The organism is Acidiferrimicrobium sp. IK, assembly GCF_025499425.1.
In the GTDB taxonomy this organism is placed as follows: Bacteria; Actinomycetota; Acidimicrobiia; order Acidimicrobiales; family Palsa-688; genus Acidiferrimicrobium.
Window position 1 is genome coordinate 445,357 of sequence record NZ_JAIMCB010000001.1, and the last position, 23,009, is coordinate 468,365.

The window sequence follows — 23,009 nt, forward strand, 5'->3', positions numbered from 1 at the left end:
CCGCTTGACCGGCCCGCCGAGGACTCAGCCAAGCGCGAACACCGGGTGGCGGGGGCCGGCGGCGATCAGCTCCGCGTCGGTGGAGTCGGCGCTGACCCCCTCGAAGAACGCGCCGACCTCGAACTTCCAGCGCTTCAGGTACGGGCGCAGCACCGCCGGCTTGTCGACGTCGAGGAGCTCGGCGGCGCGGCGCTCCTCGCGCCGCTTGCCGAGGATCAGCACCAGGCGTCCGTCGTTGGCCCGGACGTTTCGCACCCACTCGGCCTCGCCCCTCGGGGCGACCAGGTAATCCTGGCCGTCGACGGTGAGCAGGTTGACCGGCGTCCGGCGGGGGAGCCCGCTGCGCCGGCCGGGGACCTCGAGGACCCGGGACCCCCACACGCTGATGCCGGCGCCGGTCAACCCGGCGACGAGACGGTTGAACAGGCGGGTGGTCCGCCCCGGGGCTTGGTAGTGCACGTCGTTGGTCATGACCCGAACCATAACTGTGAACGATGTTCTCGTCAAGGTCTTCTGTTCTCGGATCTGTCGGACGTTCTCGGTTAGGGTGACGGCATGCCTCCCGCCGTCAGCCCCGCCCCTGGATCGCCTGGCGCCGACGGGCCGGGGCCCTCCGCGGCGGGGGCCCGGGCCCGGGTGCGAGTCGAGCTCATGAGGGAGATCACCGACGCCGGTCGCGCCGAGCTGGCGGAGGTCGGCCCGGCGGCCCTCAGCCTCCGGGCGGTGGCCCGCCGACTCGGGATGGCCCCCTCGGCGCTGTACCGCTACTACGCCAGCCGCGACCACCTCCTCACCGCCTTGATCGTCGACGCCTACAACGCCCTGGCGGCCACCGCGGCGGCGGCCGATGCCACCTCGCAGGACCCGGGGCGGCGGTGGATGGCCCTCGGCCGGGCGCTGCGCGAATGGTCGGGCGGCCACCCCCACGAGTGGGCGCTGGTGTTCGGATCGCCGGTCCCAGGGTTCGTCGGCTCCGAGGAGACCACCGCGGCGGCCACCGGACTGCACCGGGTGCCGATCGAGCTGCTCGTCGACGCGGCCGGTGCCGGCGTGCTCGACGCGCCGGGCGGCCTCCCCGTCCCCCCGGCGGTGGCCGCGTCGGTCGCCCCCATGGCCGCCCTGGCTCCGGGCCTCGACCCGGCGGTGGCGGCCGCCGCGCTGGCCGCGTGGGCGCAGGTCCTCGGGGCGATCAGCCTGGAGCGCTTCGGTCACTTCGTCGGGGCCGTCGACGACCAAGACGCCTGGTTCGATCACTGCCTGCGTCTCGCCGGCGGGCTGGTCGGTCTCAGGGTCGGTGGCGGCGCGCCGGCGGTACGGTGAACCCATGAGCTACCCCGCCACGAGGATGCGCCGGCTGCGCCGGGGCGCCCCCTTGCGCGACCTGGTCGCCGAGACGGCCCTGACCCCCGCCGACTTGATGGCCCCGCTGTTCGTGCGGGAGGGCATCGACGTCCCCCAGCCGATCGTGTCGCTGCCCGGCGTGAGCCAGCACACCGTCGACAGCCTGGTGAAAGAGGCCCGCAGCCTGGGCGACCTCGGCGTGCGGGGCGTGATCCTCTTCGGCGTGCCGGCCACCAAGGACCCGATCGGCTCGCAGGCGTGGGACCCCGACGGGATCGTCCAGGTGGCGTTGGCCCGCCTGCGCGACGAGCTGGGCGACACGATGGTCCTGGCCGCCGACTTGTGCCTCGACGAGTACACCGACCACGGGCACTGTGGGCCCCTCGACCGCCACGGACGGGTGGACAACGACGCGGCCATCGACCTCTACGGGCGGGTGGCCCTGGCTCAGGCCCGGGCCGGCGCGGACGTCGTCGCACCCTCCGGGATGATGGACGGCCAGGTGGCCGCCATCCGGGCCGCTCTAGACGGCGACGGGTTCTCCGCCACCGCGGTCATGGCCTACTCCGCGAAGTACGCGTCCGCCCTCTACGGCCCGTTTCGCGACGCGGTCGACGTGACCATCGCCGGCGGCGGCGACCGGCGCGACTACCAGCAGGACTACCGCAACCGGCGCGAGTCGCTGCGGGAGGTCGACCTCGACGTGGCCGAGGGCGCCGACATCGTGATGGTCAAGCCGGCGCTCAGCTACCTGGACGTGATCGCCGAGGTCGCCGCCCGGGTCGAGCTGCCGGTGGCGGCGTACCACGTGAGCGGCGAGTACGCCATGATCAAGGCCGCCGCGGAGCGAGGCTGGATCGACGGGCCGGCGGTCGCCCTAGAGCAGATCACCGCGGTCAAGCGGGCCGGCGCCGACATCATCCTCACCTACCTGGCCGGCGAGCTGGCCGGGGTGCTCGCCTGATGGCCGAGCCCCCGATCACCAACGACGCCCTCTTCGCCCGGGCCCAGAGGGTCGCGCCCGGCGGGGTCAACTCCCCGGTGCGGGCGTTCCGCTCCGTCGGTGGCACCCCGTACTTCGTGGCCCGAGGCTTCGGGTCCAAGGTGTGGGACGTGGAGGGCAACGAGTACCTCGACTACGTCCAGTCCTACGGGGCGTCGATCCTCGGTCACGCCCACCCGGCGGTCGTCGCCGCGGTGCAGGCCGCGGCCGGGGACGGGTCTACGTTCGGGGCGCCGACCGAGCGGGAGGTCCTCCTCGCCGAGGAGATCGCCGCCCGGGTGCCGGGCGCGGAGATGGTCCGGTTGGTCAACAGCGGCACCGAGGCGACGATGTCGGCGGTCCGCCTGGCCCGGGGGGCCACCGGCCGAGACCGCGTCGTGGTCTTCGACGGCTGCTACCACGGCCACTCCGACGGGCTCCTCGCCGGCGGCGGCAGCGGCGTCGCCACCCTCGGCATCCCGGCGTCGGCCGGCGTGCCGGCCGCTGCGGTGTCCTCGACGCTGGTCGTCCCCTACAACCAGGTGCCCGCCTTGAGCGACGACGTCGCGTGCGTCGTCGTCGAGCCGATCGCCGCCAACATGGGCCTGGTGCCGCCGGCCCCCGGCTTCCTCGAAGGCCTGCGCGCCGAGTGCGACCGGGTCGGGGCGCTGCTCGTCTTCGACGAGGTGATCACCGGGTTCCGGGTGGCGAGGGGCGGCGCCGCCCAGGTGTTCGGGGTCCAACCCGACCTGTGGTGCTTCGGCAAGGTGATCGGCGGAGGGCTGCCCCTCGCCGCGTTCGCCGGCCGGCGCGACCTCATGACCCAGCTGGCGCCCCTCGGCCCGATCTACCAGGCGGGCACCTTGTCGGGGAACCCGCTGGCCACCGCCGCCGGCCTCGCCGTGCTGGGCCTGCTCGACGACACCGCCTACGCCGAGCTGGCCACCATCGCCGGCAAGCTGGCGGCCGGCATCGCCGCCGCCTGCCACGACGCCGGCCTGCAGGTGCAGGTACCGGTCGCCGGCCCGCTGCTCGGCGTGTTCTTCGCGGCGTCGCCGGTCGAGGACTACGAGGCGTCCAAGGCGTCCGCGGCCACCGGCCACTACCCCGGGTTCATGCACGGCCTGCTCGAGCGGGGCATCGCCGTCGCGCCCGGCGCCTACGAGGTGCTGTTCCCGTCGCTGGCCCACAGCGACGCCGACCTGGCCCGAACCGTCGAAGCCGTCGGCGACGTCGCGGCCGGGCTGGCCGCCGGCTAGAAACCCCGGCTCGCCTCCCCGCCGGGGCGGGGCGCGCCGTAAGGTCTCGGCTCGTGCCCGGGGCCGCGAGGGGAAGATGGGGTTGGCGGCTGCGCCGGCTGCTGGCCGGCGTCGCCCTGCTGGCCGGCAGCGACGCGCTGAGCGTCACGTGGTCCCACGCCGGTGACCTGGGCCTGCCGACCGCCAGCATCGCGTCGGCCACCCCCGCCCCCGATCCCACCAGGCCGGGCATCGCCCTGGCCACCGCCCCGATCGACCTGCCGGACCCTCTCCTGCTCGACGAGGGGGGCCGCTACGCCCTGTTCGTGTCCACCGCGTTCGGCGACTACGCCCACAACGTGCCGGTCCTCGAGGGGCGCCCAGGCGGGGCGTGGAGCGTGGTGCGCGACAGCCTCCCCGCCCTGCCGGCGTGGGCGGTGCCGGCCAACGGCACCAACACCGGCGGCTTGACGTGGGCGCCTTCGCTGCACCGCTTCGGCTCCACCTGGGTCATGTACTTCTCGGCGACGGTGCGGGGCTGGGACCTGCACCACTGCATCGGCACCGCCACCTCCACCAACCCGCTCGGCCCGTTCCGTCCCGACCCGTCGCCGCTCGTGTGCCAACGGGCCCACGGAGGCGACATCGACGCCGAGGTGTACCTCGACCGTTCGGCGCCGGGCGCCGCGAAGGCGTACCTGATCTGGAAGTCCGACGACAACAGCTTGAAGAGCGGGTCGCCGCCGAAAGACGAGGTGCCCTCCATCTGGGCCCAGCCCCTGAGCGGCGACGGGCGGAGGCTCCTCGGCCGGCCGGCGGTCATCTTCCGCGCCGACCGGTCCTGGCAGCACCAGCTCGTCGAGGCCCCCCAACTCGTCAACGGGCCCGACGGCCGGCTGTGGCTGTTCTACTCGGGCGGCTACAGCTACCACAGCCCCGGCGGGTACGGCGTCGGCGTCGCCGGCTGCGCCGGCCCGCTCGGGCCGTGCCGAAGCGTCACGCGCGGCCCGCTTTTGACCGACAACGCTCAGGGGCGGGGCGTGGGGGAGGAGACGGTGTTCGTCGGTCGCGACGGCAGCGCGTGGATCGTCTACAACCCGTGGTCGACCGGGCAGTCCCCAGGCGTGTTGCGCCCGGCCGAAGCGGCGCGCATCGGGTGGGGCCCGGCCGGCCCGTTCGTGGCGCGCGCCGGAGCGTTCCCCGACCCGTCGTGACCGGACCGGTAGCGGCCTGCCGCGGGGCCCGGCGTCAGGCGGAGCGTTCGGGAGCGAGCCGGGCGATCGCCGCGACCGCCTTGTAGGCGGCCTCCGCCGGGCCCAGCTCGTCGGGGCGCAGCAAGTTGGCCATGATCCGCAGCACCCATTCCATGAGCGGCCGGCTGCGCATACCGGTGGTCACCAGCGCCCGCATCAGCTGCGGGTGGCCGATGATCTTCACGAACGCCCGGGCCACCTTGTAGTACAGGGCGTAGGTGTCCTGCAGCCGCTGCTCGTAGGTCTGAAGCGCCATCCCATCCCCCGAGGCCAGCGCCAGGTGCACCGCGTCGGCGGCGATCCGCCCCGTCTCGTAGGCGTAGGCGATGCCCTCACCGTTGAACGGGTTGATGGTCCCGCCGGCGTCGCCGACCACCAGGTAGGTGGGACCGGCGTGAGGGCCGACCGACAGCCCCATCGGCAGGCGGCCGCCGGTGGCCGGCCCGCACGCGGTCTCGGGTCGCATGTCCCACGACTCGGGGGCGTAGTCGACGAAGCTCTCCAGCAGGTGGGTGGTGTTGACCGCCTTCCACTGGTTGAAGGTGGACAGCAGCCCGATGCCGACGTTGATCCGCCCGTCGCCGACCGGGAAGATCCAGCCGTAGCCGGGGAGGACGTTGCCGGCCTTGTCGCGGATGTCCAGCCAGCTGTCGATCCACGGCTCGTCGTGGCGAGGCGAGTAGTAGTAGCCGCGGATGGCCATCCCGAGCGGGTAGCTGCGGTTGCGGCTGGTGCCCAGCGCCCGCCCGAAGCGGGAGTTGGCGCCGTCGGCCACGACGACGTAGCGGGCCCGGACCTCCACCGGCTCGGCGTCGGGGTCGGTCTTGTCCTTGATCAGCCCGCCGCGCACCAGCCCCTGCTCGACGAGCGGGGCGATCGCCTCGGACTTCTCCCACACCTCGGCACCGGCCTTTTCCGCTCTGCGGGCAACCAAAGCGTCCAGGTCCTTGCGGGTGATCACGTAGCCGTAGCCGGGCAGGTCCGGATGCTCCGGCCACTTGAGCTCCAGGGTCCGGCCGAACCCGTGCGACCGAAGCCCGTCGTAACGGTGGCCGGCGCCGGCCAGCTCGTCGCCGAGGCCCATGTCCAGCAGCTGGCGGACCGACCGGGGCGTCAGGCCGTCACCGCAGGTCTTCTCCCGGGGGTAGGACTTGCGTTCCACCATCACCACGTCGTGCCCGGCGCTGGCCAGCCAGTAGGAGGCGGTGGCACCGGAGGGGCCGCCCCCGATGACCAAGACGTCGCAGTGGCGCGCGGTGCGGGGGGACGGCATGGGCAGAATCTAGGCGCTGCCCCCCGCTACAGCACATGCGGGCCGGCCCCCGGCGTGAACCGGCCGTTTCGACTCTCCGGTCGGGCGTGGCTACGCTGCCGGGGGGGTCGAACCCGACCCCAGCGGACCACCAGCGGAAAGGAAGGCGCAGCCGTGGACCAGTACCTGCCGATCGTCCTCCTCCTCGTCGTCGCCCTGGCCTTCGCCGCGGGCTCCTTCGCCGCCTCCAAGCTCCTCGGCCCGTCGCGCCCCACCGGCGCCAAGACCGGCCCCTACGAGTCGGGCATCGTCCCCCAAGCCCCGGTCGCCGCCCGCTTCCCGGTGCGTTTCTTCTTGGTCGCCATGATCTTCATCATCTTCGACATCGAAGTGATCTTCTTGTACCCGTGGGCCGTGATCTACCACCAGCTCAACACGTTCGGGCTGGCGGAGATGGCGGCGTTCGCTCTGGTCGTGTTCGTCTCGTTCGCCTACCTGGTGTCCAACGGCGCGCTCGACTGGGGCCCGGTTAAGAAGCTGGCCCGCAAGGCGCCGGTCAACCTGACCCGGACCACGACATCCACCGTCCGGCGGGTTCCCCGCCCGGACCAGCTCATCGACGGGATGTCCCCCCGGCCTGTCGACTCCGAGCCCGAGCCGACCGCGGAACCGGTCGGCGCCGGCGCGCCGGAGGCCTGAGTCCGCAGGTTTTTGGCGGTCTCGGCTGGGCGCCCTACCTTGGGGGTGCTTCGCCGTCTCGAGGAGGCACGACGATGGGCCTGGAGAATCTCCAGCACAACTTTCTGACCGGAACCCTCGAGGGGATGGTCAAGTGGGCACGGGCGTCGAGCTCGTGGGCCGCCAACTTCGGTCTGGCCTGCTGCGCGATCGAGATGATGGCCGCCGGCGCGGCCAACTTCGACCTGGCCCGCTTCGGGATGGAGGTCTTCCGGGCGTCGCCCCGCCAGGCCGACGTCATGATCGTCGCCGGGCGGGTCAGCCAGAAGATGGCCCCGGTCCTGCGGCAGGTCTACGACCAGATGATGGAACCCAAGTGGGTGATCTCGATGGGCGTGTGCGCCAGCACCGGCGGGATGTTCAACAACTACGCCATCGTGCAGGGCGTCGACCAGATCGTCCCGGTCGACGTGTACGCCCCGGGCTGCCCTCCGGGCCCCGAGACCCTCATCCACTCGATCTTGACCCTGCACCAAAAGATCCGCCTCGGTGAGATCACCCGCCGCACCGCGGACGGGACCGGCGCCGGCATCCACCTCGACGCTGCCACCCTGCGCCGCCCGGCCCGGGTCAGCCTGAGCGCCCCCGCCGCGTCGTGACCGACACCCCCCCGCCGGCCGACGCCGGCAACGAGACCCCCGCCGCGAGCAGCGAGGACGCCGCCCCCGCCCGAGAGACCGTCCACGGCGCGCCGCTGGTCGACAGCCTGGGCTCGGCGGTGGTCCACACCGGCGTCGACGGCTACGGCGAGCTGATGGCGGCGCTGAAGAAGGACGGCTACCAGCTGTTCGTCGGGTTGTGCGGCGTCGACTACCTGACCCACCCGGGCCGGGAGCTGCCGGAGGGCGTCGAGGCCCAGCGCTTCGAAGTGGTGGTGGAGCTGGCCCGCATGGAGGACCGCAAGCGTCTCCGGGTCCGCTGCCAGGTGCCCGCCGACAACCCGACCGTGCCGACGCTGTTCGACCTGTGGGCCGGCAGCGAAGCCCACGAGCGCGAGACCTACGACATGTACGGCATCAACTTCGAGGGCCATCCCGACCCCAGCCGGATCCTGATGCCCGAGGACTGGGAAGGCCACCCGCTGCGCAAGGACTACGCCAGCGGCCGGATCCCGGTCCAGTTCAAAGAAGCCCCGAGTGGGCGTTGAGCGCCGCGCCGCCCCCGCCCGACCCCGACGCCGTCCGCGACCCCCACGAAGTTCGAGACCCACACCCAGCTCGAGAACGAAGCCTGCAGCCATGAGCACAACCGACACCAGCAACACCGGCACCGGCGACCCGGCCCCCGACGAACCCAAGCGGGGGTCGCTGGCTGACCGCCTGCTCGGGCGGACCGTCCCCGGCGGCCCGCAGCTGACCAGCATGTTGCAGCACAAGACCTCCGAGGGCGCCCAGGAGCTGCTGGCCCGGGCCCGCACCCAGGCCGCGGAGCTGCGCCGGGAAGGCGGGGTGCTGCGCCTCCCGGAGGGCGCCGCCCTCGACCCCGAGGACATCGACATCGACGTCCCGAGCGACGAGACGATGATCCTCAACATCGGCCCGTCGCACCCCTCCACCCACGGGGTGCTCCGGCTGATGGTGGAGCTCGACGGCGAGACCATCCTGCGCTCCAAGCCGGTGATCGGCTACCTGCACACCGGCATGGAGAAGACCGCCGAGGAGCTGATGTACCACCAGGGGTCGACCAACGTCACCCGGATGGACTACCTCTCGCCGTTCTTCAACGAGCTGGCGTTCTCGCTCAGCGTCGAGAAGCTGCTCGGTGTGGAGGTCCCGCCCCGGGCCACCTGGATCCGGATGCTCATGTGCGAGCTCAACCGGGTCAGCTCCCACTTCCTCTGGATGGCGACCAACGGGTCCGACATCGGCGCCATCAACATGCTGGTGTACGGCTGGCGGGAGCGGGAGATCCTGCTGGCCTTCTTCGAGAAGGTCACCGGCTTGCGGATGAACCACAACTACATCCGCCCCGGCGGCGTCGCCGCCGACCTCCCCGACGGCTGGCGCGACGACGTCGCGGCGATCTGCGAGGCCATCCCGAAGCGGATGGACGAGTACGACAACCTCCTGACCGGCCAGCCGATCCTCCAGCAGCGCCTGCAGGGGGTCGGTGCCCTCGACGCGCAGACCGCCCTCGACCTGGGCTGCACCGGCCCGCTGCTGCGGGGCTCGGGCGTGGCGTGGGACGCCCGGCGCGACACCCCCTACCTGGCCTACGACGAGGTCGACTTCGACGTCATCGTCGGCAGCGAGGGCGACTGCTGGGACCGGTTCGCGGTGCGGATCAACGAGATCCGCGAGTCGATCCGGATCTGCCAGCAGATCCTCGACCGGATGCCGGAAGGCGATTTCCGGGTGCAGGACAAGAAGGTCACCCCGCCGCCGAGAAGCCGCATCGACGAGTCGATGGAGGCGCTCATCCACCACTTCAAGCTCTACACCGAGGGCTTCAAGGTGCCGGTGGGGGAGGCGTACGTGCCGGTGGAGTCGGCCCGCGGCGAGCTGGGCTGCTACATCGTCTCCGACGGCACGTCGCGCCCGTACCGCTGCCACGTGCGGGCCCCGAGCTTCGCCAACCTCCAGTCGTTTTCGACCATGGCCCGGGGCGGGTTCATCGCCGACGCGATCGTCTTGGTGTCGACCATCGACCCGGTCCTGGGCGACGTCGACCGTTGAGCCCCCTCTCGACCGGGCGTCTCGAGCGCTCGTTTGGACCGAACCAGTTCGCCTCGGCAAGGATCGTCTGACGTGGCCAGGTTGACCCCCGCCAATGAGGAACGTGCGCGCCAGCTCATCGCCCTCTACCCCCACCACCGCTCGGCGCTGATCCCGATCCTGCACATCCTGCAGGGCCAGGACGGCTACCTGAGCGAGGACGGCATGCACCACGTCGGCGAGCTGCTGGGCCTCACCGCGGCCGAGGTGCGCGGCACCGCGACGTTCTACGACATGTTCCACGTCGAGCCGGTCGGCAAATACGTGGTGGCGGTGTGCACCAACATCGCCTGCATGCTCCAAGGCGCCTACGAGCTGCTCGAAGCCGCCGAGGACCAGCTCGGCATCGCGCCGGGAGGCACCACCCCCGACGGCATGTTCACCCTCGAAGACGCCGAATGCCTGGCGCTGTGCGGCAACGCTCCGTGCGCCACGGTCAACTGGCGGTTCTTCGGGGACCTCGACCCCGAGCGTTTCGCCCAGCTGACCGAGGACCTGCGCGCCGGACGCCTCGACGCCGAGGTCCCGCCCCACGGGGTGCTGTCGCGGGTGGACCGCAACGTCGGCCTCCGGGCGGCCGGCCAGAGCGTCCACGGCGCCGGGGGGCCTCCGGTACCGGCCCGCTCCGGGCAGAACTCCGCCAGCCCCGAGCCGCTCGCCGTAGAGCCCGACGCCGACGGCGGCCAGCCCGCCGGGCCCCACGACGCCGGCGTGGAGCTTCGCACCACGCTGAGCACCACCGCGGTCATCGCCCACGAGGGCGGCCGGGGCCTGGACCGCACCGGTACCCGCACCACCGCCGCCCCCGACGGCCGCAACCCCCAAGGCAGCGCGGATAGTCAGGGCAGCACCGACAGTCAGGGCCAGGAATGACCATCACCGACGCGCCGCACATCGTCACCCGCCGCCTCGGCACGCCCCGGTCCTGGACCCTCGAGACCTACCTGGCCGACGGCGGCTACCAGGGTCTGCGCAAGGCGCTGTCGATGACGCCCGAGCAGATCCACGAGCAGGTCAACACCGCCAACATCCTCGGGCGGGGCGGCGCCGGCTTCGAGGCCGGCCGCAAGTGGGGGATGCTGGCCAAGCCCACGCCGGTGTACCTGACGATCAACGGCGACGAGAGCGAGCCGGCCACCTTCAAGGACCACATGCTCATTGAGGGCGACCCCCACCAGCTGATCGAGGGGGCGCTCATCTGCGCGTACGCCATCGGCGCGGACCAGGTGTTCCTGTTCGTGCGCGGCGAGTTCCCGCTCGGCATCGAGCGGCTGCAGGCCGCCCTCAACGAGGCGTACGCCTACGGCGCGGTCGGCCGGGACATCTTCGCCAGCGGCTGGAACATCGACGTCGTGGTCCATCCCGGCGCCGGCGCCTACATCTGCGGCGAGGAGACCGCCCTGCTCGAGTCCCTCGAAGGCAAGCGGGGCTACCCCCGGATCAAGCCGCCGTTCTTCCCGGCCGTGGTCGGGCTGTACGGCGCGCCGACGATCGTCAACAACGTCGAGACGGTGTCCAACCTGCCTTGGGTCATGCTCAACGGCGGCGACGCGTTCGCCGCGTTGGGGGAGGGCCGCTCCAAGGGGACCAAGCTGTTGGCGCTCGCCGGGCACGTCAACCGGCCCGGCAACTACGAGCTGGAGTTCGCCAAGGTCAGCTTCCGCGACTTGATCTTCGACCCGTCGCTCGGGGCGGGCATCCGCGACGGCGGGGAGCTGAAAGCGTTCATCCCGGGCGGGGCGTCGTCGCCGTGGCTCGGCCCGGAGCACCTCGACGTGCTCCTCGCCAACGAGAAGATCGCCGAGGTCGGCACCATGGCCGGCTCCGGGTCGGTGGTCCCGATGGACCACACCACCTGCATGGTGCGCGCCGCGTGGCGCATCGTCCGGTTCTTCCACCGGGAGAGCTGCGGGCAGTGCACGCCGTGCCGGGAGGGCGGCGGGTGGCTGGAGAAGATCCTGCAGCGCATCGAGAACGGTCAGGGCCGCGAGTCGGACCTGGACCTGCTCATGGACGTGTGCGACAACATCTCGCCCGGCGTCCGCTGGCCCCCGGCCCAGACGACGATCTGCGTGCTCGGGCCGTCGATGCCGCCGGCGATCTCGTCGGGCATCCGCATGTTCCGCGACGAGTTCCTCGCCCACATCCGCGACGGGCGCTGCCCGTTCCCCCCCGACCGTCTCCCCGGGAAGCTGGCCAGTGTCTGATACGCAACCCCTCGACGCTCAACGACAGGGCGTGACCCAGCGGGTGGAGCTCACCCGCAAGGACCGGCCCTACACCCCCCCGTATGTGACGCAGAGCGCGGTGGGCACCTCCCCGCCGAACCCGCCGGCGACCGGCGAGACGGTCACCTTCACCCTCGACGGCCAGGAGCGCACCGCCGCCAAGGGGACGCTGATCATCACCGCGGCCGACGAGGCCGGCGTGTACATCCCCCGCTTCTGCTACCACCCGCGGATGAAGCCGGTCGGCATGTGCCGGATGTGCCTGGTGGAAGTCACCGGCCCCCGGGGCGCGACGTTGATGCCGGCGTGCTACAACCCCGTCGCGGACGGGATGGTGATCTCCACCACCTCGGAGATGACCAAAAAGGCCCAAGACGGGGTCCTCGAGTTCCTGCTCGTCAACCACCCGCTCGACTGCCCGGTGTGCGACAAGGGCGGGGAGTGCCCGCTGCAGGACCAGACGCTGGCCTACGGGCCCGGCGAGAGCCGCTTCGTCGAGGAGAAGCGCCACTGGGACAAGCCGATCCCGCTCTCGACGCTGGTGTACCTGGACCGGGAGCGCTGCATCCAGTGCGGGCGCTGCGTCCGTTTCGCCGACGAGGTGGCCGGCGACCCGCTGATCGACTTCGCGGAGCGGGGCGACACCACCGAGGTGGCGACGTTCCCGACCGAGCCTTACGCCGACTACTTCTCCGGCAACGTGGTGCAGATCTGCCCGGTGGGGGCGCTCACCGCCAAGCCGTACCGGTTCCGGGCCCGGCCGTGGGACCTCGAGCAGGTGGAGAGCACCTGCACCTCCTGCTCGGTCGGGTGCCGGGTCGCGGCGCAGGCCAGCTCCGACGAGCTGACCCGCTACATCGGCGTCGACGCCGACCCGGTCAACTGGGGCTGGCTGTGCGACAAGGGCCGGTTCGACTTCCAGGCCGTCAACAGCCCCGAGCGGCTGCGGGCGCCGATGATCCGCCAAGGCGACGAGCTGGTCGAGGTGTCGTGGCCCGAGGCGCTGGCCGCCGCAGCCGACGGCCTGGCCGCCGCGGCCCGCATCGGCGACGGCGACCAGGTGGCGGTCATCGGCGGCTCCCGGCTGCCCAACGAGGACGCCTACGCGTGGGCCAAGCTGGCCCGCCTGGCGCTTCGCACCGACCACGTCGACGCGCAGCTCGGCGACGGGCTGCCGGCGGAGACCGTCCTCGGGCTGCCGAAGGCGACCATCGACCAGGCCGCCGCCGCGCCGGTCGTCATCACGCTGTGCGGGGACATCAAAGAGGAGCTGCCGGTCCTGTACCTGCGCCTCCGCGACGCGGCCCAGAAGGGCCAGGCGATCATCGAGCTGTCGCCTTCCAACACCGGGATGACCCGCTACAGCGCGGCGTCGCTGCGCTACCGGCCCGGTCAGGCCGCGGCTTTGGTCCGCTCCGTGCTGGCCGGCGAGGTGCCCGAAGTCAGCGCCCTGCTCGACGCCGCGGCGGGCAAAGCGGCCGGGGGACCGGCGGTCGTCGTGGTCCTCGGACGGCCGTCTCTGGCGGAGACCGGCGAGTCGGTGGCCGAGGCCGCCCGAGCGCTGGCCGGCCTCGAGGGCGTGGCGTTCCTGTCCGGGCTGCGCCGGTCCAACGTGCACGGCGCCCTCGACATGGGCTTGGCCCCCGGCGTGTTGCCCGGCCGGGTCGGTCTCGACCAGGGCCGGGAGTGGTACTCGCAGCACTGGGGCGGGGAGCTTCCCGCGGCCAAGGGCCTCGACACCGCCGGGATCCTCGAGGCCGCGACCCACGGCCGCATCGGCGGTCTGGTGCTGCTCGGCGCCGACCCCCTCACCGACTTCCCCGACGGGGGAGCGGCCCTGCGGGGCATCGCCCAGGCCCGTTTCGTCGTCGCTGTCGACACGTTCCTCACCGACTCGGTCCGCAAGGCTGACGTCGTGTTGCCCGCCGCCACCTACGCCGAGCGGCGCGGGACCTTCACCAACCTGGAGGGCCGGGTGTCGCGGCTGGGCCAGATCGTCACCAGCCCGGGCAGCGCGTGGCCGGACTGGATGATCGCGGTGGAGCTCGCGGCCCGCATGGGGCACGACTTCGGGTGGTCCAGCCTGGAGGACATCTGGGCCGAGATCGAGGCGGTGTCGCCGCTGCACGCCGGGGTCAGCTACGACCTGCTCTCCAGCCGGGAAGGCCGCGACGGGGTGCCGGTGCCGCTCGGCGCCGGCGGGGCGCTGCGCATCGCCCGGCGCCTGGACCCGATGGCCGACCCCGGGATCCAGTCCACCGAGGCGCACCTGATCTCGCCGACGGAGTTCTTCGGCGCCGGCGCCGGCCGGCTGTCGGCGTTCAGCGACGCCCCCGCCGAGGCGGCCACCGGGCCCGGCGGCGACGAAGCCGAGCCGGCGTCGGCCGCCAACGCCCCCACCCCCGAAACGCCCGCTGAGTCAGCGTCCGAGTCCGGACCCGACACCGCCCCGCCGGCTGAGAGCCCCGACGGGCCGCGCCCCGCCATGCTCGCAGCGCCCGCCGCCGGCCCGGCCACCGCGTCATCCTCCGCTCCGGCCGACACCGGCGAGCTGCTCCTCGTTAGCGGCCGGACCCTCTGGGACGGCGGCACCGCGCTGGCCCACTCGCCGTCGCTGGCCGGGCTGCACCCGGCACCGACCGCCCGGATCCATCCCGACGACGTCGCCCGCCTGGAGCTCACCGCCGGCGCCGCGGTCCGGGTCAGCACCGCCCGGGGCTCGCTGGATCTGCCCGTCACCGTCGACCCGAGCCTGGCCCCGGGAACGGTCGCGGTCACCTTCAACCTGCCCGGAGCCAGCGCCGCTTCGCTGATCGACAGCCGCTCGGAGTGCACCGCGGTCACCCTCTCCGTCGTCCCTGCCCGCTCCGTCGACTCCGTAGGAGGTTCCGGCGAATGACCGGCGATCCGCTGTTCGCGCACGGCCTCAACCTGGCGGTGTGGATCATCCTCGTCGTCAAGGTCATCGCGGTGTTCGCCATCGTGATGGTCTCGGTGCTGTTCATGGTCATGTACGAGCGGTGGGCGGTGGCCTGGCTCGGCGTCCGCCACGGACCCAACCGGGCCGGCCCCCGAGGCTCGCTGCAGTCGCTGGCCGACGGCGTGAAGCTGTTCTTCAAAGAGGCGTTCACCCCGGCCCGGGCCGACAAGGTCATCTACAAGGCGGCGCCGTACATCGCGCTGGCCCCGGCCATCCTGGCCATGTCGATCGTGCCTTTCGGCGGGACCATCACCGTCGCCGGCCACACCACCCGCCTGCAGCTGGTCGACCCGCCGTGGGGGATCCTGTTCTTCCTCATGTGCTCGGGGGTGGCGGTCTACGGCATCATGCTCGCCGGTTGGTCGTCGGGAGCGAAGTACTCGCTGCTGGCGTCGGTGCGCGCCAGCGCCCAGATGGTCTCCTACGAGGCGGTGCTCGGCCTGACCATCGCCACCGTCGTGGTCGTCACCGGGTCGGTGCACACCAGCGCCATCGTCGCCGCCCAGCACGGCGGTTTCCTCTGGCACTGGAACATCATCCACACCGCGCTGATCCCCTTCGCCCTGTACTCCATCGCGGCGACCGCGGAGATCACCCGGGCGCCGTTCGACCTGGTCGAGGCCGAGGAGGAGATCTCCGGCGGGTTCAACATGGAGTATTCCTCCATCGGGTTCGCGCTCTTCTACCTGGCCGAGTACGCCAACCTGGTCGTCCAGGCCGCGCTGATCACCACCTTGTGGCTGGGCGGCCCCGACGGGCCCCGCATCGCCGGCAACAGCGTCGGGCCGCTGTGGTTCTTCATCAAGGTGATGGTGCTGCTCTACATCTTCATCTGGATCCGGGCCACCCTGCCCCGCGTCCGCTACGACCAGCTGATGGAGCTGGGCTGGAAGCGGCTCATCCCCGCCTCCCTGGCCATGCTCATGATCGTCGCCGGCTTCCAGGTCGGACGGTGGTGGGGGCTGGCCGCGTTCGGCGGGTCGCTGCTCGGCTTCGCCCTGCTCTTGCGGGCCATCGACGTCGGGCAGGACGCCTCCGCGATGGAGGTCCAGATCAGCGCCGACGCGGAGATCCCGTCGGGCAGAGGAGCGTCCTCATGAGCGGCGTCGACGGGTTCTTCAACTTCTTCAAGGGCTTCTTCGTCACCGGCAAGCTGCCGTTCAAGCCGAAGGTCACCGTCCAGTACCCGGAGGTCAAGCGGCCCAAGCCGGAGCGCTTCCACGGCCGCCACGTCCTCAACCGCTACGAGGACGGCATGGAGAAGTGCATCGGCTGCGAGCTGTGCGCCGGGGTGTGCCCGGCCCGCTGCATCTACGTGCGCGGCGCCGACAACCCGCCCGACGCGCCGGTGTCGCCGGGCGAGCGGTACGGGTTCGTCTACGAGATCAACTTCCTGCGCTGCATCCACTGCGACATGTGCGTGGAGGCGTGCCCGACCGAGGCGATCACCGAGTCGAAGATGTTCGAGTGGTCCTTCGTCAGCCGCCAAGACGCCATCTACACCAAAGCCGAGCTGGTCGTAGACGACGAAGGCAACCCCCGCCAGCTGCCGTGGGAGGACTGGAAGCCAGGCGACGAGCGCAACACCTCGGCGTGGATGCGCGCCACCAGCCCCGCCGGCGTGGCCGCCAAGGAAGGCCAGCCGCTGTGGTCCGGTGAGCTGGGCTACGGCGTGCGCCCGGCCCAGGCCGGCCAGTCCGACCCCGCGGCCGCCGACCACGCCGCCCCGTTCGACAAGGCGGTGCGCGAGCTCGCCGGCAACGCGCTGCGGGGCATCGGAGTCGAAGGCAGCGCCCCCCGGGGCATCGAGAACGCGCCCCAAAAGCCCAAGCACCAGAAGGGAAACAAGAAGTGATCGCCGCCCTCCTGGCCACCCCCCAACCGATGTCGGTTCACCTGGCCCACGCGTCGGCGTGGGCGGTGTTCGCGGTCGGGGCGGTGCTGATCCTCTCCGGCGCGCTCGGCGTGGTCCTGCTACGAAACCCGGTGCACTGCGCGTTGATGCTCGTGATCACCTTGTTCGGGATCGCCCTGGAGTTCATCGACCAGTCCGCCGACTTCCTCGCCGCGGTGCAGATCATCGTCTACGCCGGCGCGGTGGTCATCTTGTTCCTGTTCGTGATCATGTTCCTCGGCGTGGACCGCCGGGAGCGGTTCATGCGAGAGCCGTTCAGGGGCCAGAAGCCCCTGGCGGTGATCCTCGGCCTCATCACGCTGGCGGAGATCTTGGTGCTGTCCCGGGTCGGCAACTGGTCCACCGGCCAGCACGGCGTCGCCGGCGACCTCAACGGGCCGGGCGAGAACATCCAGAAGCTCGGGCAGTCGATCTACACCCGCTACCTTCTCCCCTTCGAGATGACCTCCGCCCTCCTCGTGATCGCCGTGGTCGCCACCGTGGTGCTGGCCCGCCAGCAGAGCCGGGCGCCGAGCGAGCTGACCAAGGACGAGCAGGCCGGTGTGGCTGCCGCGGCGGCCGACAAGGCGGAGGCGAAGCGATGACCGTCCCCGGAGCCTGGTACCTGGTGCTGGCCGCGATCCTCTTCGGGATCGGCGCCACCGGCCTGCTGGTCCGGCGCAACGTGCTGATCATGTTCATGTGCGTCGAGCTCATGCTCAACGCGGTGAGCCTGACGTTCGTGACCTTCGCCAGGATGCTGAACGACATCGGCGGGCAGGCCTCGGTGTTCTTCATTCTGGTGGTGGCGGCCGCCGAGGTCGTGGTCGGCCTCGGCATCATCGTCGCCATCTTCCGCCGCCGGCCCGAGGCGACGGCCGACGACCTCCACATGCTGAAGGGCTGATCGAGCAGTGAACGCGGCATACATCGTCCTCGCCCTGCCCCTGGCCGGAGCGCTGTTGTTGGTCTTCGGCGGCAAACGCCTCGGCGACCCGCTCGCCGGCTGGCTGGCCACCATCCTGTCCTTCGGGTCCTTCGCCGCGGTGCTGGTCACCTGGCTGACCCTCCTCGGCGACAACGCCGCCGGCAACGGGCGCCTGATCGAGAAGAACATCTTCACCTGGCTGCCCGTCGCCGGGCTCCACGTCAACTTCGCGCTGCGCATCGACCCGCTGTCGATGACCATGGCGCTGTTCGTCACCGGCGTCGGCAGCCTCATCCACCTGTACTCCATCGGCTACATGCGCGGCGACCGGGACTACCCGAGGTTCTTCTTCCTGCTGAACCTGTTCCTCGCGTCGATGATCGTCTTGGTCATGGCCAACAGCTACCTGTTCAGCTTCGTCGGCTGGGAAGGCGTCGGTTTCTGCTCCTACGGGCTGGTCGGGTTCTGGTTCGACCGGGAGAGCGCGGCGGTGGCGGCCAAGAAGGCGTTCGTCACCAACCGGGTCGGCGACTTCGGGTTCATGGTCGCCCTGTTCTTGATGTTCAACCACTTCGGTTCGTTCAACTACTCCACCGTGCTCGGCACCGCGTCCAGTGGCCTCCTCGGGGGCCACGCCACCTTGAACGGCACGTTCGCCACCGGCCTGGGACTGATGATCTTCCTCGGCGCGGCCGGCAAGTCGGCGCAGATCCCCCTGTACATGTGGCTGCCCGACGCCATGGAGGGCCCGACGCCGGTCTCCGCCCTGATCCACGCCGCGACCATGGTCACCGCCGGCGTGTACCTGGTGGCCCGCTCCGCCCCGATCCTGCACTTCAGCCACAGCTCGCAGTGGGTCATCGCCTGCATCGGCGCGGCGACCATGTTCTTCGCGGCGACCATCGCCTGCGCCCAAAACGACATCAAGCGGGTGCTGGCCTACTCCACCCTCTCCCAGCTGGGGTACATGTTCATGGCCGAGGGGGCCGGCGACTACACCTCCGGGCTGTACCACATGATCAACCACGCCTTCTTCAAGGCGCTGCTGTTCCTCGGCGCCGGGTCGGTGATCCACGCCCTCCACGACGAGCAGGACATGAAGAAGATGGGCGCGCTGCGCAAGTACCTGCCGATCACCTTCCCGACGTTCATCATCGGGTACCTGGCCCTTTCGGGCATCCCGCCCTTCGACGGCTTCTGGTCCAAGGACGACATCCTGGCGTCCGCCTACCACATGAACTTCTTCCTGTGGCTGGCCGGCGCGGTGACCGCCGGGCTGACCGCCTACTACATGAGCCGCCAGGTGGCGTTGGTGTGGTTCGGCAAGGCCCGCTGGTCCGAGGCTCGAGGCGACAGCGCCCACGCGGCGGTCGGCAACGACCCGGCCGCGGAGGGCTCGACGGTCGCGCCGGGCGGCACCGGGACCGAGGAAGCCGCCCACGCCCCCCACGAGGGGGCGCACGGCGAGCACAGCGGCAGACCCCACGAGTCACCGCCCGTGATGACCCTCCCGCTGATCATCCTCGCGGTCCTCTCGACCATCGGATGGTTGATCAACGCCAACTTCGGCGGCTTCAACCACCTCGAGAAGTTCCTCGAGCCGGTCTTCCCGACGGCCATCGCCCCGGCCATCCACGTGGCCACCAACACGAAGTGGGTGCTCGGCATCATCACCACCGCGCTGGCCTTCATCGGGCTGTTCGCCGGCCTGCGCACGTGGCGCAAGGTCGAGGTCCCCGCCCTCGAGCCGGCGTTCCTGGCGCACGGCTGGTACATCGACGAGGCGCTGGCAGCCACCGTCTCCGGGCCGATCGAGTCCGGCGCCGACGCCATGGCCTACGAGCTCGACGCCCGCGGCGTCGACGGCGCGGTCAACGGCGTCGCCTCCTTGATCACCGGCACCGGCCGCCAGCTGCGCCGGGTCCAGACCGGCTACGTCCGCAACTACGCCCTCGGCCTGGCCGGCGGCCTGGCGGTCATCTTGGCCTACGTCGCCGCACGAGTGGGTGGAGCATGAGCACCCTGAGCTTCCCGATCCTCACCGTCGCCATCTTCTTGCCGCTCCTCGGCGCGGCGGTCGTCGTCCTCCTGCCCCAAGGAAGGGCGTCGCTGGTCCGCCCGGTCGGGCTGGCGTTCGCGGTCGCGGAGCTGGCCGTCGCCGGGACCATCGTCGCCGAGTTCAAGGCTCACGACGCCGGGTTCCAGTTCGTCAGCCAGCACGCCTGGCTCGGGCAGTTCGGCATCGGCTGGAAGGTCGGCGTCGACGGCATCTCGCTGTTCCTCGTGGCCATGACCGCGGTGCTGTTCCCGGTCGCCATGTACGGCCCCAAGCTGGTCGGGGACGCCAAGTCGTTCATGGGGTGGATGCTGCTGCTCGAAGCGGCGCTCATCGGCACGTTCCTGGCGATGGACCTGTTCCTCTTCTTCGTGCTCTTCGAGGTGACCCTCGTCCCCGGCTACTTCCTGATCGCCGGGTGGGGCGGCTTCCGGCGCAACTACGCGGCGATGAAGTTCTTCATCTACACCTTCGCCGGCTCGGCGTTCCTCTTCGTCGGGATCCTGGCGCTGGTGTTCCTCGTCGCTCCCCTCAACGGCGGCCGGGAGACCTTCGACCTGATCACCCTGGCCCGCTACGCCAGCCACCTGCCGACCTCCGACCAGGAGCTGATCTTCGCGGCCATGGCCGTGGCGTTCGCGGTGAAGATGCCGGTCGTCCCGTTCCACACCTGGATGCCCGACGCGTACACCGAGGCGCCGACCGCCGGGTCGATGATCCTCGCCGGCCTGCTGTTCAAGCTCGGCACCTACGGCATCTTGCGCTTCGGGGTGTACCTGCTCCCCAAGGCGGCCATCGACCTGGCGCCGGTGCTTTTGACCCTCGGCGCCGTCGGGATCGTCTACGGCTGCATCGTCGCCGCGGTCCAAAAGGACCTGAAGCGGCTCGTCGCCTACGGCTCGGTCGCCGACGTCGGCTTCATCGTCCTCGGCGTGTTCGCGTTCACCAGCCAGGGCATCTCCGGCAGCGTCTTCGAGATGGTCAACCACGGCCTGACCACCGGCGCGTTGTTCTTCCTCGTCGGGATGCTCCTCGACCGGCGCGGCACGCTTCGCATCTCGGAGCTGGGCGGCATCCAGAAGTCGGCGCCGATCCTCGCCGGCGTGTTCATCGTGGTGGTCATGGCCGCGGTCGGCCTCCCCGGCCTTAACGGCTTCGTCGGCGAGTTCCTGGTGCTGGTCGGTACGTTCATCACCCACCGGTGGTGGGCGGTGGTCGGCACCTCCGGCGTGATCCTCTCCGCGGTGTACCTGCTGTGGGCCTACCAGCGGGTGTTCCAGGGCCGGGCCACCGGCGCCAACGAGCACGTGATCGACATGACGTGGCGGGAGAAGGCGGCCATCGCACCGCTGATCGTCGGGATCGTGTTCCTCGGCGTCTACCCCAAGCCCCTCCTTGACCGGGTGACGCCGGCGGTGTCCAACCTCGTCGCTCACGTCCAGTACGCCGACCCCGGCTTCCACATCCCGAGCAAGGGCGTCGGCACCGTGTACGCGGTGCCCGCCGACCAGAACGTCAACGGTGGTCAGCAGACGCCGACCGGGGTGCAGACCGCCGCCGTCACGCCCGGAACAGGAGGCACCCCGTGATCGGGCTGTTGTCGCACACCCTCGTCGGCCAGACGGTCCAGGCGCCGGCCACCGGCTGCCAGGTCACCCCCGGCAAGGTCACCGGGCTGTGCCAGGCGTTCAACTCCTTGCACATCCCCGTCGAGTACCGCACGATCCTCCCGCTGCTGGTCCTCTCCATCGGCGCACTCGTGCTCCTCGTCATCTCCGCGGTGCTGCCCAAGCGGTCCCGGCCCGGCCTGTACCCGCTGCTGACGGTGATCATCTCCGGCCTGGCCGCCGGCGCGTCGGTGTTCCAGTGGATCGACGTCGGCAACCACGCCGCGACCAAGGCCATCGGCAACCAGATCTTCTACGACCGCTTCAGCGTGCTGTTCATGCTGCTGATCAGCGTGGCCACCCTCTTCGGCGCGCTCCTCTCCGACAGCTACCTGCAGCGGGAAGGCCTCGACGGTGTCGAGGCCTACGTGCTCATGCTGCTGGCGTCGACCGGGGCCATGCTGATGGCCGCGTCGGCCGGGACGATCATGCTGTTCCTCGGCCTGGAGATCATGTCGATCGCCCTGTACGTGATGACCGCCTACCACCGCAGGCGGGCCGCGTCGGGCGAGGGCGGCCTCAAGTACTTCATCCTCGGGTCGTTCTCCTCCGCGATCTTCCTCTACGGCGCGGCCCTGGCGTACGGCGCCACCGGCACCACCCAGTTCGACGAGATGAGCGTCTTCCTGGCCCGCACCACGCTGCCGAACGACGGCATCCTCCTCGGCGGGATGGCCCTTTTGATCGTCGGTCTCGGGTTCAAGGTGGCCGCGGTCCCGTTCCACTTCTGGAGCCCCGACGTCTACGAGGCGGCCCCGACGCCGTTCACCGGGTACATGGCGGCGGTGGCCAAGGCAGCCGGCTTCGCCGGCCTGTTCCGGGTGCTGCTCGAGGGCTTCCACAGCCAGGAGGCCAACTGGCGGCCGGCGATCTGGCTGATCGCGGTGCTGACCCTGCTCGTCGGGTCGGTCCTGGCCATCGCCCAGCGCGACCTCAAGCGGATGATGGCGTACTCGTCGATCAGCCAGGCCGGTTACGTCCTGATCGGCCTGCAGTCGGCCAGCAGCCAGGGGACCGCCGGCGCCTTGTTCTACCTGCTGACCTACACCTTCATCATCGCCGGCACGTTCGCGGTGATCGGCTTGGTGCAAGGGGAGGGAGAGGCCCGCAACGACCTCGGCGCCATCAGAGGCCTGGGCCGGCGACGGCCGGGCCTGGCGCTGGTGATGCTGCTGTTCCTCCTGGCCCAGGCCGGCGTGCCGTTCACGTCGGGGTTCTTGGCCAAGTTCTACGTGATCGCCGCCGCGGTCAACCGGGGCCAGTACGCCCTGGCCATCATCGGCATGCTGGCCGCGGCGATCGCCGCGTTCTTCTACCTGCGGGTCGGGCTGCTCATGTACTCCTCGCCGGAGGTGGACGAGACCAAAGAGCCGACCGACGGCGCCGCCCTGGCCGGCCTGCGGCCGATCCCCGGCTTCGACACCCCCCGCGAGCCGGCGCTGTCCCAGGGGCCCGGCGCGGTGGCGGCCAGCAGCGACGGGGACGGCGCGGTGGCCCTCCTCGCCCCGCCGGAGGGCCGGGTCGAGATCCCCTTCACCGTCGGGATCACCCTGGCGGTGTGCGCGGCGTTCACCATCTTCGCTGGGGTGTCGTCGCCGGTGCTGGACTTCGCCAAGCACGCCACCACCTACTTCTAACCCGGCCCGCTCCCGAAGAGCCCCGACCGGTGGTGCCGCGCGGCCGGCGCCGAAGAGCAGGCCTGGCGGGGCCGGCGACCCGTCGAGGAGAGCATCTGTCG

Annotated in this window: 20 protein-coding genes; 18 read left to right on the forward strand and 2 right to left on the reverse strand. The window is 71.1% G+C overall.

The genetic code is table 11. The features are described from left to right. Positions 1–24 precede the first annotated feature (24 nt). Positions 25–471, reverse strand: coding sequence for a nitroreductase/quinone reductase family protein (locus tag K6U06_RS02180; protein ID WP_262320244.1), 447 nt, complete (start codon positions 469–471; stop codon positions 25–27). A gap of 84 nt (positions 472–555) precedes the next feature. On the opposite strand from K6U06_RS02180, the gene K6U06_RS02185 reads away from it, so the two are divergent. Genes K6U06_RS02185 through K6U06_RS02200 form a run of 4 tightly spaced genes read left to right on the forward strand, consistent with a single transcriptional unit; the run spans position 556 to position 4,775 of the window. Next, positions 556–1,320, forward strand: a complete 765-nt coding sequence (locus K6U06_RS02185; protein ID WP_262320245.1) for a TetR/AcrR family transcriptional regulator — start codon at positions 556–558, stop codon at positions 1,318–1,320. A gap of 4 nt (positions 1,321–1,324) precedes the next feature. Further along, positions 1,325–2,305, forward strand: coding sequence for a porphobilinogen synthase (hemB, locus tag K6U06_RS02190; RefSeq protein WP_262320246.1), 981 nt, complete (start codon positions 1,325–1,327; stop codon positions 2,303–2,305). Beyond that, on the forward strand, positions 2,305–3,582 hold the full coding sequence (gene hemL / locus K6U06_RS02195) for a glutamate-1-semialdehyde 2,1-aminomutase (protein WP_262320247.1): 1,278 nt from the start codon (positions 2,305–2,307) through the stop codon (positions 3,580–3,582). The genes hemB and hemL overlap by 1 nt, the downstream gene beginning before the upstream one ends. A 53-nt stretch (positions 3,583–3,635) precedes the next feature. Further along, positions 3,636–4,775: a family 43 glycosylhydrolase gene (locus K6U06_RS02200; RefSeq protein ID WP_262320248.1), complete on the forward strand. Its 1,140-nt coding sequence runs from the start codon at positions 3,636–3,638 to the stop codon at positions 4,773–4,775. A gap of 34 nt (positions 4,776–4,809) precedes the next feature. On the opposite strand, the gene K6U06_RS02205 is transcribed toward K6U06_RS02200, so the two are convergent. Beyond that, complete coding sequence (locus K6U06_RS02205; RefSeq protein ID WP_262320249.1) at positions 4,810–6,087, reverse strand: geranylgeranyl reductase family protein; 1,278 nt, start codon at positions 6,085–6,087, stop codon at positions 4,810–4,812. Between the two features lie 153 nt (positions 6,088–6,240). Here K6U06_RS02205 and K6U06_RS02210 point away from each other — a divergent pair, with 153 nt between their 5' ends. From K6U06_RS02210 to K6U06_RS02275, 14 genes are all read left to right on the forward strand, one after another. Further along, positions 6,241–6,765 (forward strand): NADH-quinone oxidoreductase subunit A, encoded by a 525-nt coding sequence (locus K6U06_RS02210; protein WP_262320250.1) that lies wholly within the window; start codon positions 6,241–6,243, stop codon positions 6,763–6,765. A 74-nt stretch (positions 6,766–6,839) separates the two neighbouring features. Continuing rightward, positions 6,840–7,403 (forward strand): NADH-quinone oxidoreductase subunit B, encoded by a 564-nt coding sequence (locus tag K6U06_RS02215; protein WP_262320251.1) that lies wholly within the window; start codon positions 6,840–6,842, stop codon positions 7,401–7,403. Further along, complete coding sequence (locus tag K6U06_RS02220) at positions 7,400–7,951, forward strand: NADH-quinone oxidoreductase subunit C (RefSeq protein WP_262320252.1); 552 nt, start codon at positions 7,400–7,402, stop codon at positions 7,949–7,951. Before K6U06_RS02215 ends, K6U06_RS02220 begins: the two co-directional genes overlap by 4 nt. A 214-nt stretch (positions 7,952–8,165) precedes the next feature. Continuing rightward, positions 8,166–9,479, forward strand: coding sequence for an NADH dehydrogenase (quinone) subunit D (gene nuoD / locus K6U06_RS02225; RefSeq protein WP_410050966.1), 1,314 nt, complete (start codon positions 8,166–8,168; stop codon positions 9,477–9,479). A gap of 72 nt (positions 9,480–9,551) precedes the next feature. Further along, positions 9,552–10,391, forward strand: coding sequence for an NADH-quinone oxidoreductase subunit NuoE (nuoE, locus tag K6U06_RS02230; protein WP_262320254.1), 840 nt, complete (start codon positions 9,552–9,554; stop codon positions 10,389–10,391). Continuing rightward, the gene (gene nuoF, locus K6U06_RS02235; protein ID WP_262320255.1) at positions 10,388–11,725 is read left to right on the forward strand and encodes an NADH-quinone oxidoreductase subunit NuoF; all 1,338 of its coding nucleotides are present in this window, start codon (positions 10,388–10,390) and stop codon (positions 11,723–11,725) included. Before nuoE ends, nuoF begins: the two co-directional genes overlap by 4 nt. Next, on the forward strand, positions 11,718–14,645 hold the full coding sequence (gene nuoG, locus K6U06_RS02240; RefSeq protein ID WP_262320256.1) for an NADH-quinone oxidoreductase subunit NuoG: 2,928 nt from the start codon (positions 11,718–11,720) through the stop codon (positions 14,643–14,645). Before nuoF ends, nuoG begins: the two co-directional genes overlap by 8 nt. Then, positions 14,642–15,826 carry a complex I subunit 1/NuoH family protein gene (locus K6U06_RS02245; protein ID WP_262320257.1) on the forward strand — a complete coding sequence of 395 codons (1,185 nt, stop codon included), beginning with the start codon at positions 14,642–14,644 and terminating at the stop codon, positions 15,824–15,826. The genes nuoG and K6U06_RS02245 overlap by 4 nt, the downstream gene beginning before the upstream one ends. Further along, positions 15,823–16,581 (forward strand): NADH-quinone oxidoreductase subunit NuoI, encoded by a 759-nt coding sequence (nuoI, locus tag K6U06_RS02250; RefSeq protein WP_262320258.1) that lies wholly within the window; start codon positions 15,823–15,825, stop codon positions 16,579–16,581. The genes K6U06_RS02245 and nuoI overlap by 4 nt, the downstream gene beginning before the upstream one ends. Then, a complete protein-coding gene (locus K6U06_RS02255; protein ID WP_262320259.1) occupies positions 16,578–17,225 on the forward strand; it encodes an NADH-quinone oxidoreductase subunit J in 648 nt (215 codons plus the stop codon). Before nuoI ends, K6U06_RS02255 begins: the two co-directional genes overlap by 4 nt. After that, entirely contained in the window at positions 17,222–17,527 is a 306-nt protein-coding gene (nuoK, locus tag K6U06_RS02260) for an NADH-quinone oxidoreductase subunit NuoK (protein ID WP_262320260.1), read from the forward strand. The genes K6U06_RS02255 and nuoK overlap by 4 nt, the downstream gene beginning before the upstream one ends. Positions 17,528–17,534: 7 nt before the next feature. Continuing rightward, entirely contained in the window at positions 17,535–19,565 is a 2,031-nt protein-coding gene (gene nuoL, locus K6U06_RS02265) for an NADH-quinone oxidoreductase subunit L (protein WP_262320261.1), read from the forward strand. Beyond that, the gene (locus K6U06_RS02270) at positions 19,562–21,193 is read left to right on the forward strand and encodes a NuoM family protein (RefSeq protein ID WP_262320262.1); all 1,632 of its coding nucleotides are present in this window, start codon (positions 19,562–19,564) and stop codon (positions 21,191–21,193) included. Before nuoL ends, K6U06_RS02270 begins: the two co-directional genes overlap by 4 nt. Next, on the forward strand, positions 21,190–22,908 hold the full coding sequence (locus tag K6U06_RS02275; RefSeq protein WP_262320263.1) for an NADH-quinone oxidoreductase subunit N: 1,719 nt from the start codon (positions 21,190–21,192) through the stop codon (positions 22,906–22,908). The genes K6U06_RS02270 and K6U06_RS02275 overlap by 4 nt, the downstream gene beginning before the upstream one ends. Positions 22,909–23,009 lie beyond the last annotated feature (101 nt).

What these genes read in the sequence shown, in the direction of transcription:
- K6U06_RS02180 (WP_262320244.1), bottom strand. Translation starts at nt 471, where the DNA reads ATGACCAACGACGTGCACTACCAAGCCCCGGGGCGGACCACCCGCCTG.
- K6U06_RS02185 (WP_262320245.1), top strand. Translation starts at nt 556, where the DNA reads ATGCCTCCCGCCGTCAGCCCCGCCCCTGGATCGCCTGGCGCCGACGGG.
- hemB (WP_262320246.1), top strand. Translation starts at nt 1,325, where the DNA reads ATGAGCTACCCCGCCACGAGGATGCGCCGGCTGCGCCGGGGCGCCCCC.
- hemL (WP_262320247.1), top strand. Translation starts at nt 2,305, where the DNA reads ATGGCCGAGCCCCCGATCACCAACGACGCCCTCTTCGCCCGGGCCCAG.
- K6U06_RS02205 (WP_262320249.1), bottom strand. Translation starts at nt 6,087, where the DNA reads ATGCCGTCCCCCCGCACCGCGCGCCACTGCGACGTCTTGGTCATCGGG.
- K6U06_RS02215 (WP_262320251.1), top strand. Translation starts at nt 6,840, where the DNA reads ATGGGCCTGGAGAATCTCCAGCACAACTTTCTGACCGGAACCCTCGAG.
- nuoD (WP_410050966.1), top strand. Translation starts at nt 8,166, where the DNA reads ATGTTGCAGCACAAGACCTCCGAGGGCGCCCAGGAGCTGCTGGCCCGG.
- nuoF (WP_262320255.1), top strand. Translation starts at nt 10,388, where the DNA reads ATGACCATCACCGACGCGCCGCACATCGTCACCCGCCGCCTCGGCACG.
- K6U06_RS02245 (WP_262320257.1), top strand. Translation starts at nt 14,642, where the DNA reads ATGACCGGCGATCCGCTGTTCGCGCACGGCCTCAACCTGGCGGTGTGG.
- nuoI (WP_262320258.1), top strand. Translation starts at nt 15,823, where the DNA reads ATGAGCGGCGTCGACGGGTTCTTCAACTTCTTCAAGGGCTTCTTCGTC.
- nuoK (WP_262320260.1), top strand. Translation starts at nt 17,222, where the DNA reads ATGACCGTCCCCGGAGCCTGGTACCTGGTGCTGGCCGCGATCCTCTTC.
- K6U06_RS02270 (WP_262320262.1), top strand. Translation starts at nt 19,562, where the DNA reads ATGAGCACCCTGAGCTTCCCGATCCTCACCGTCGCCATCTTCTTGCCG.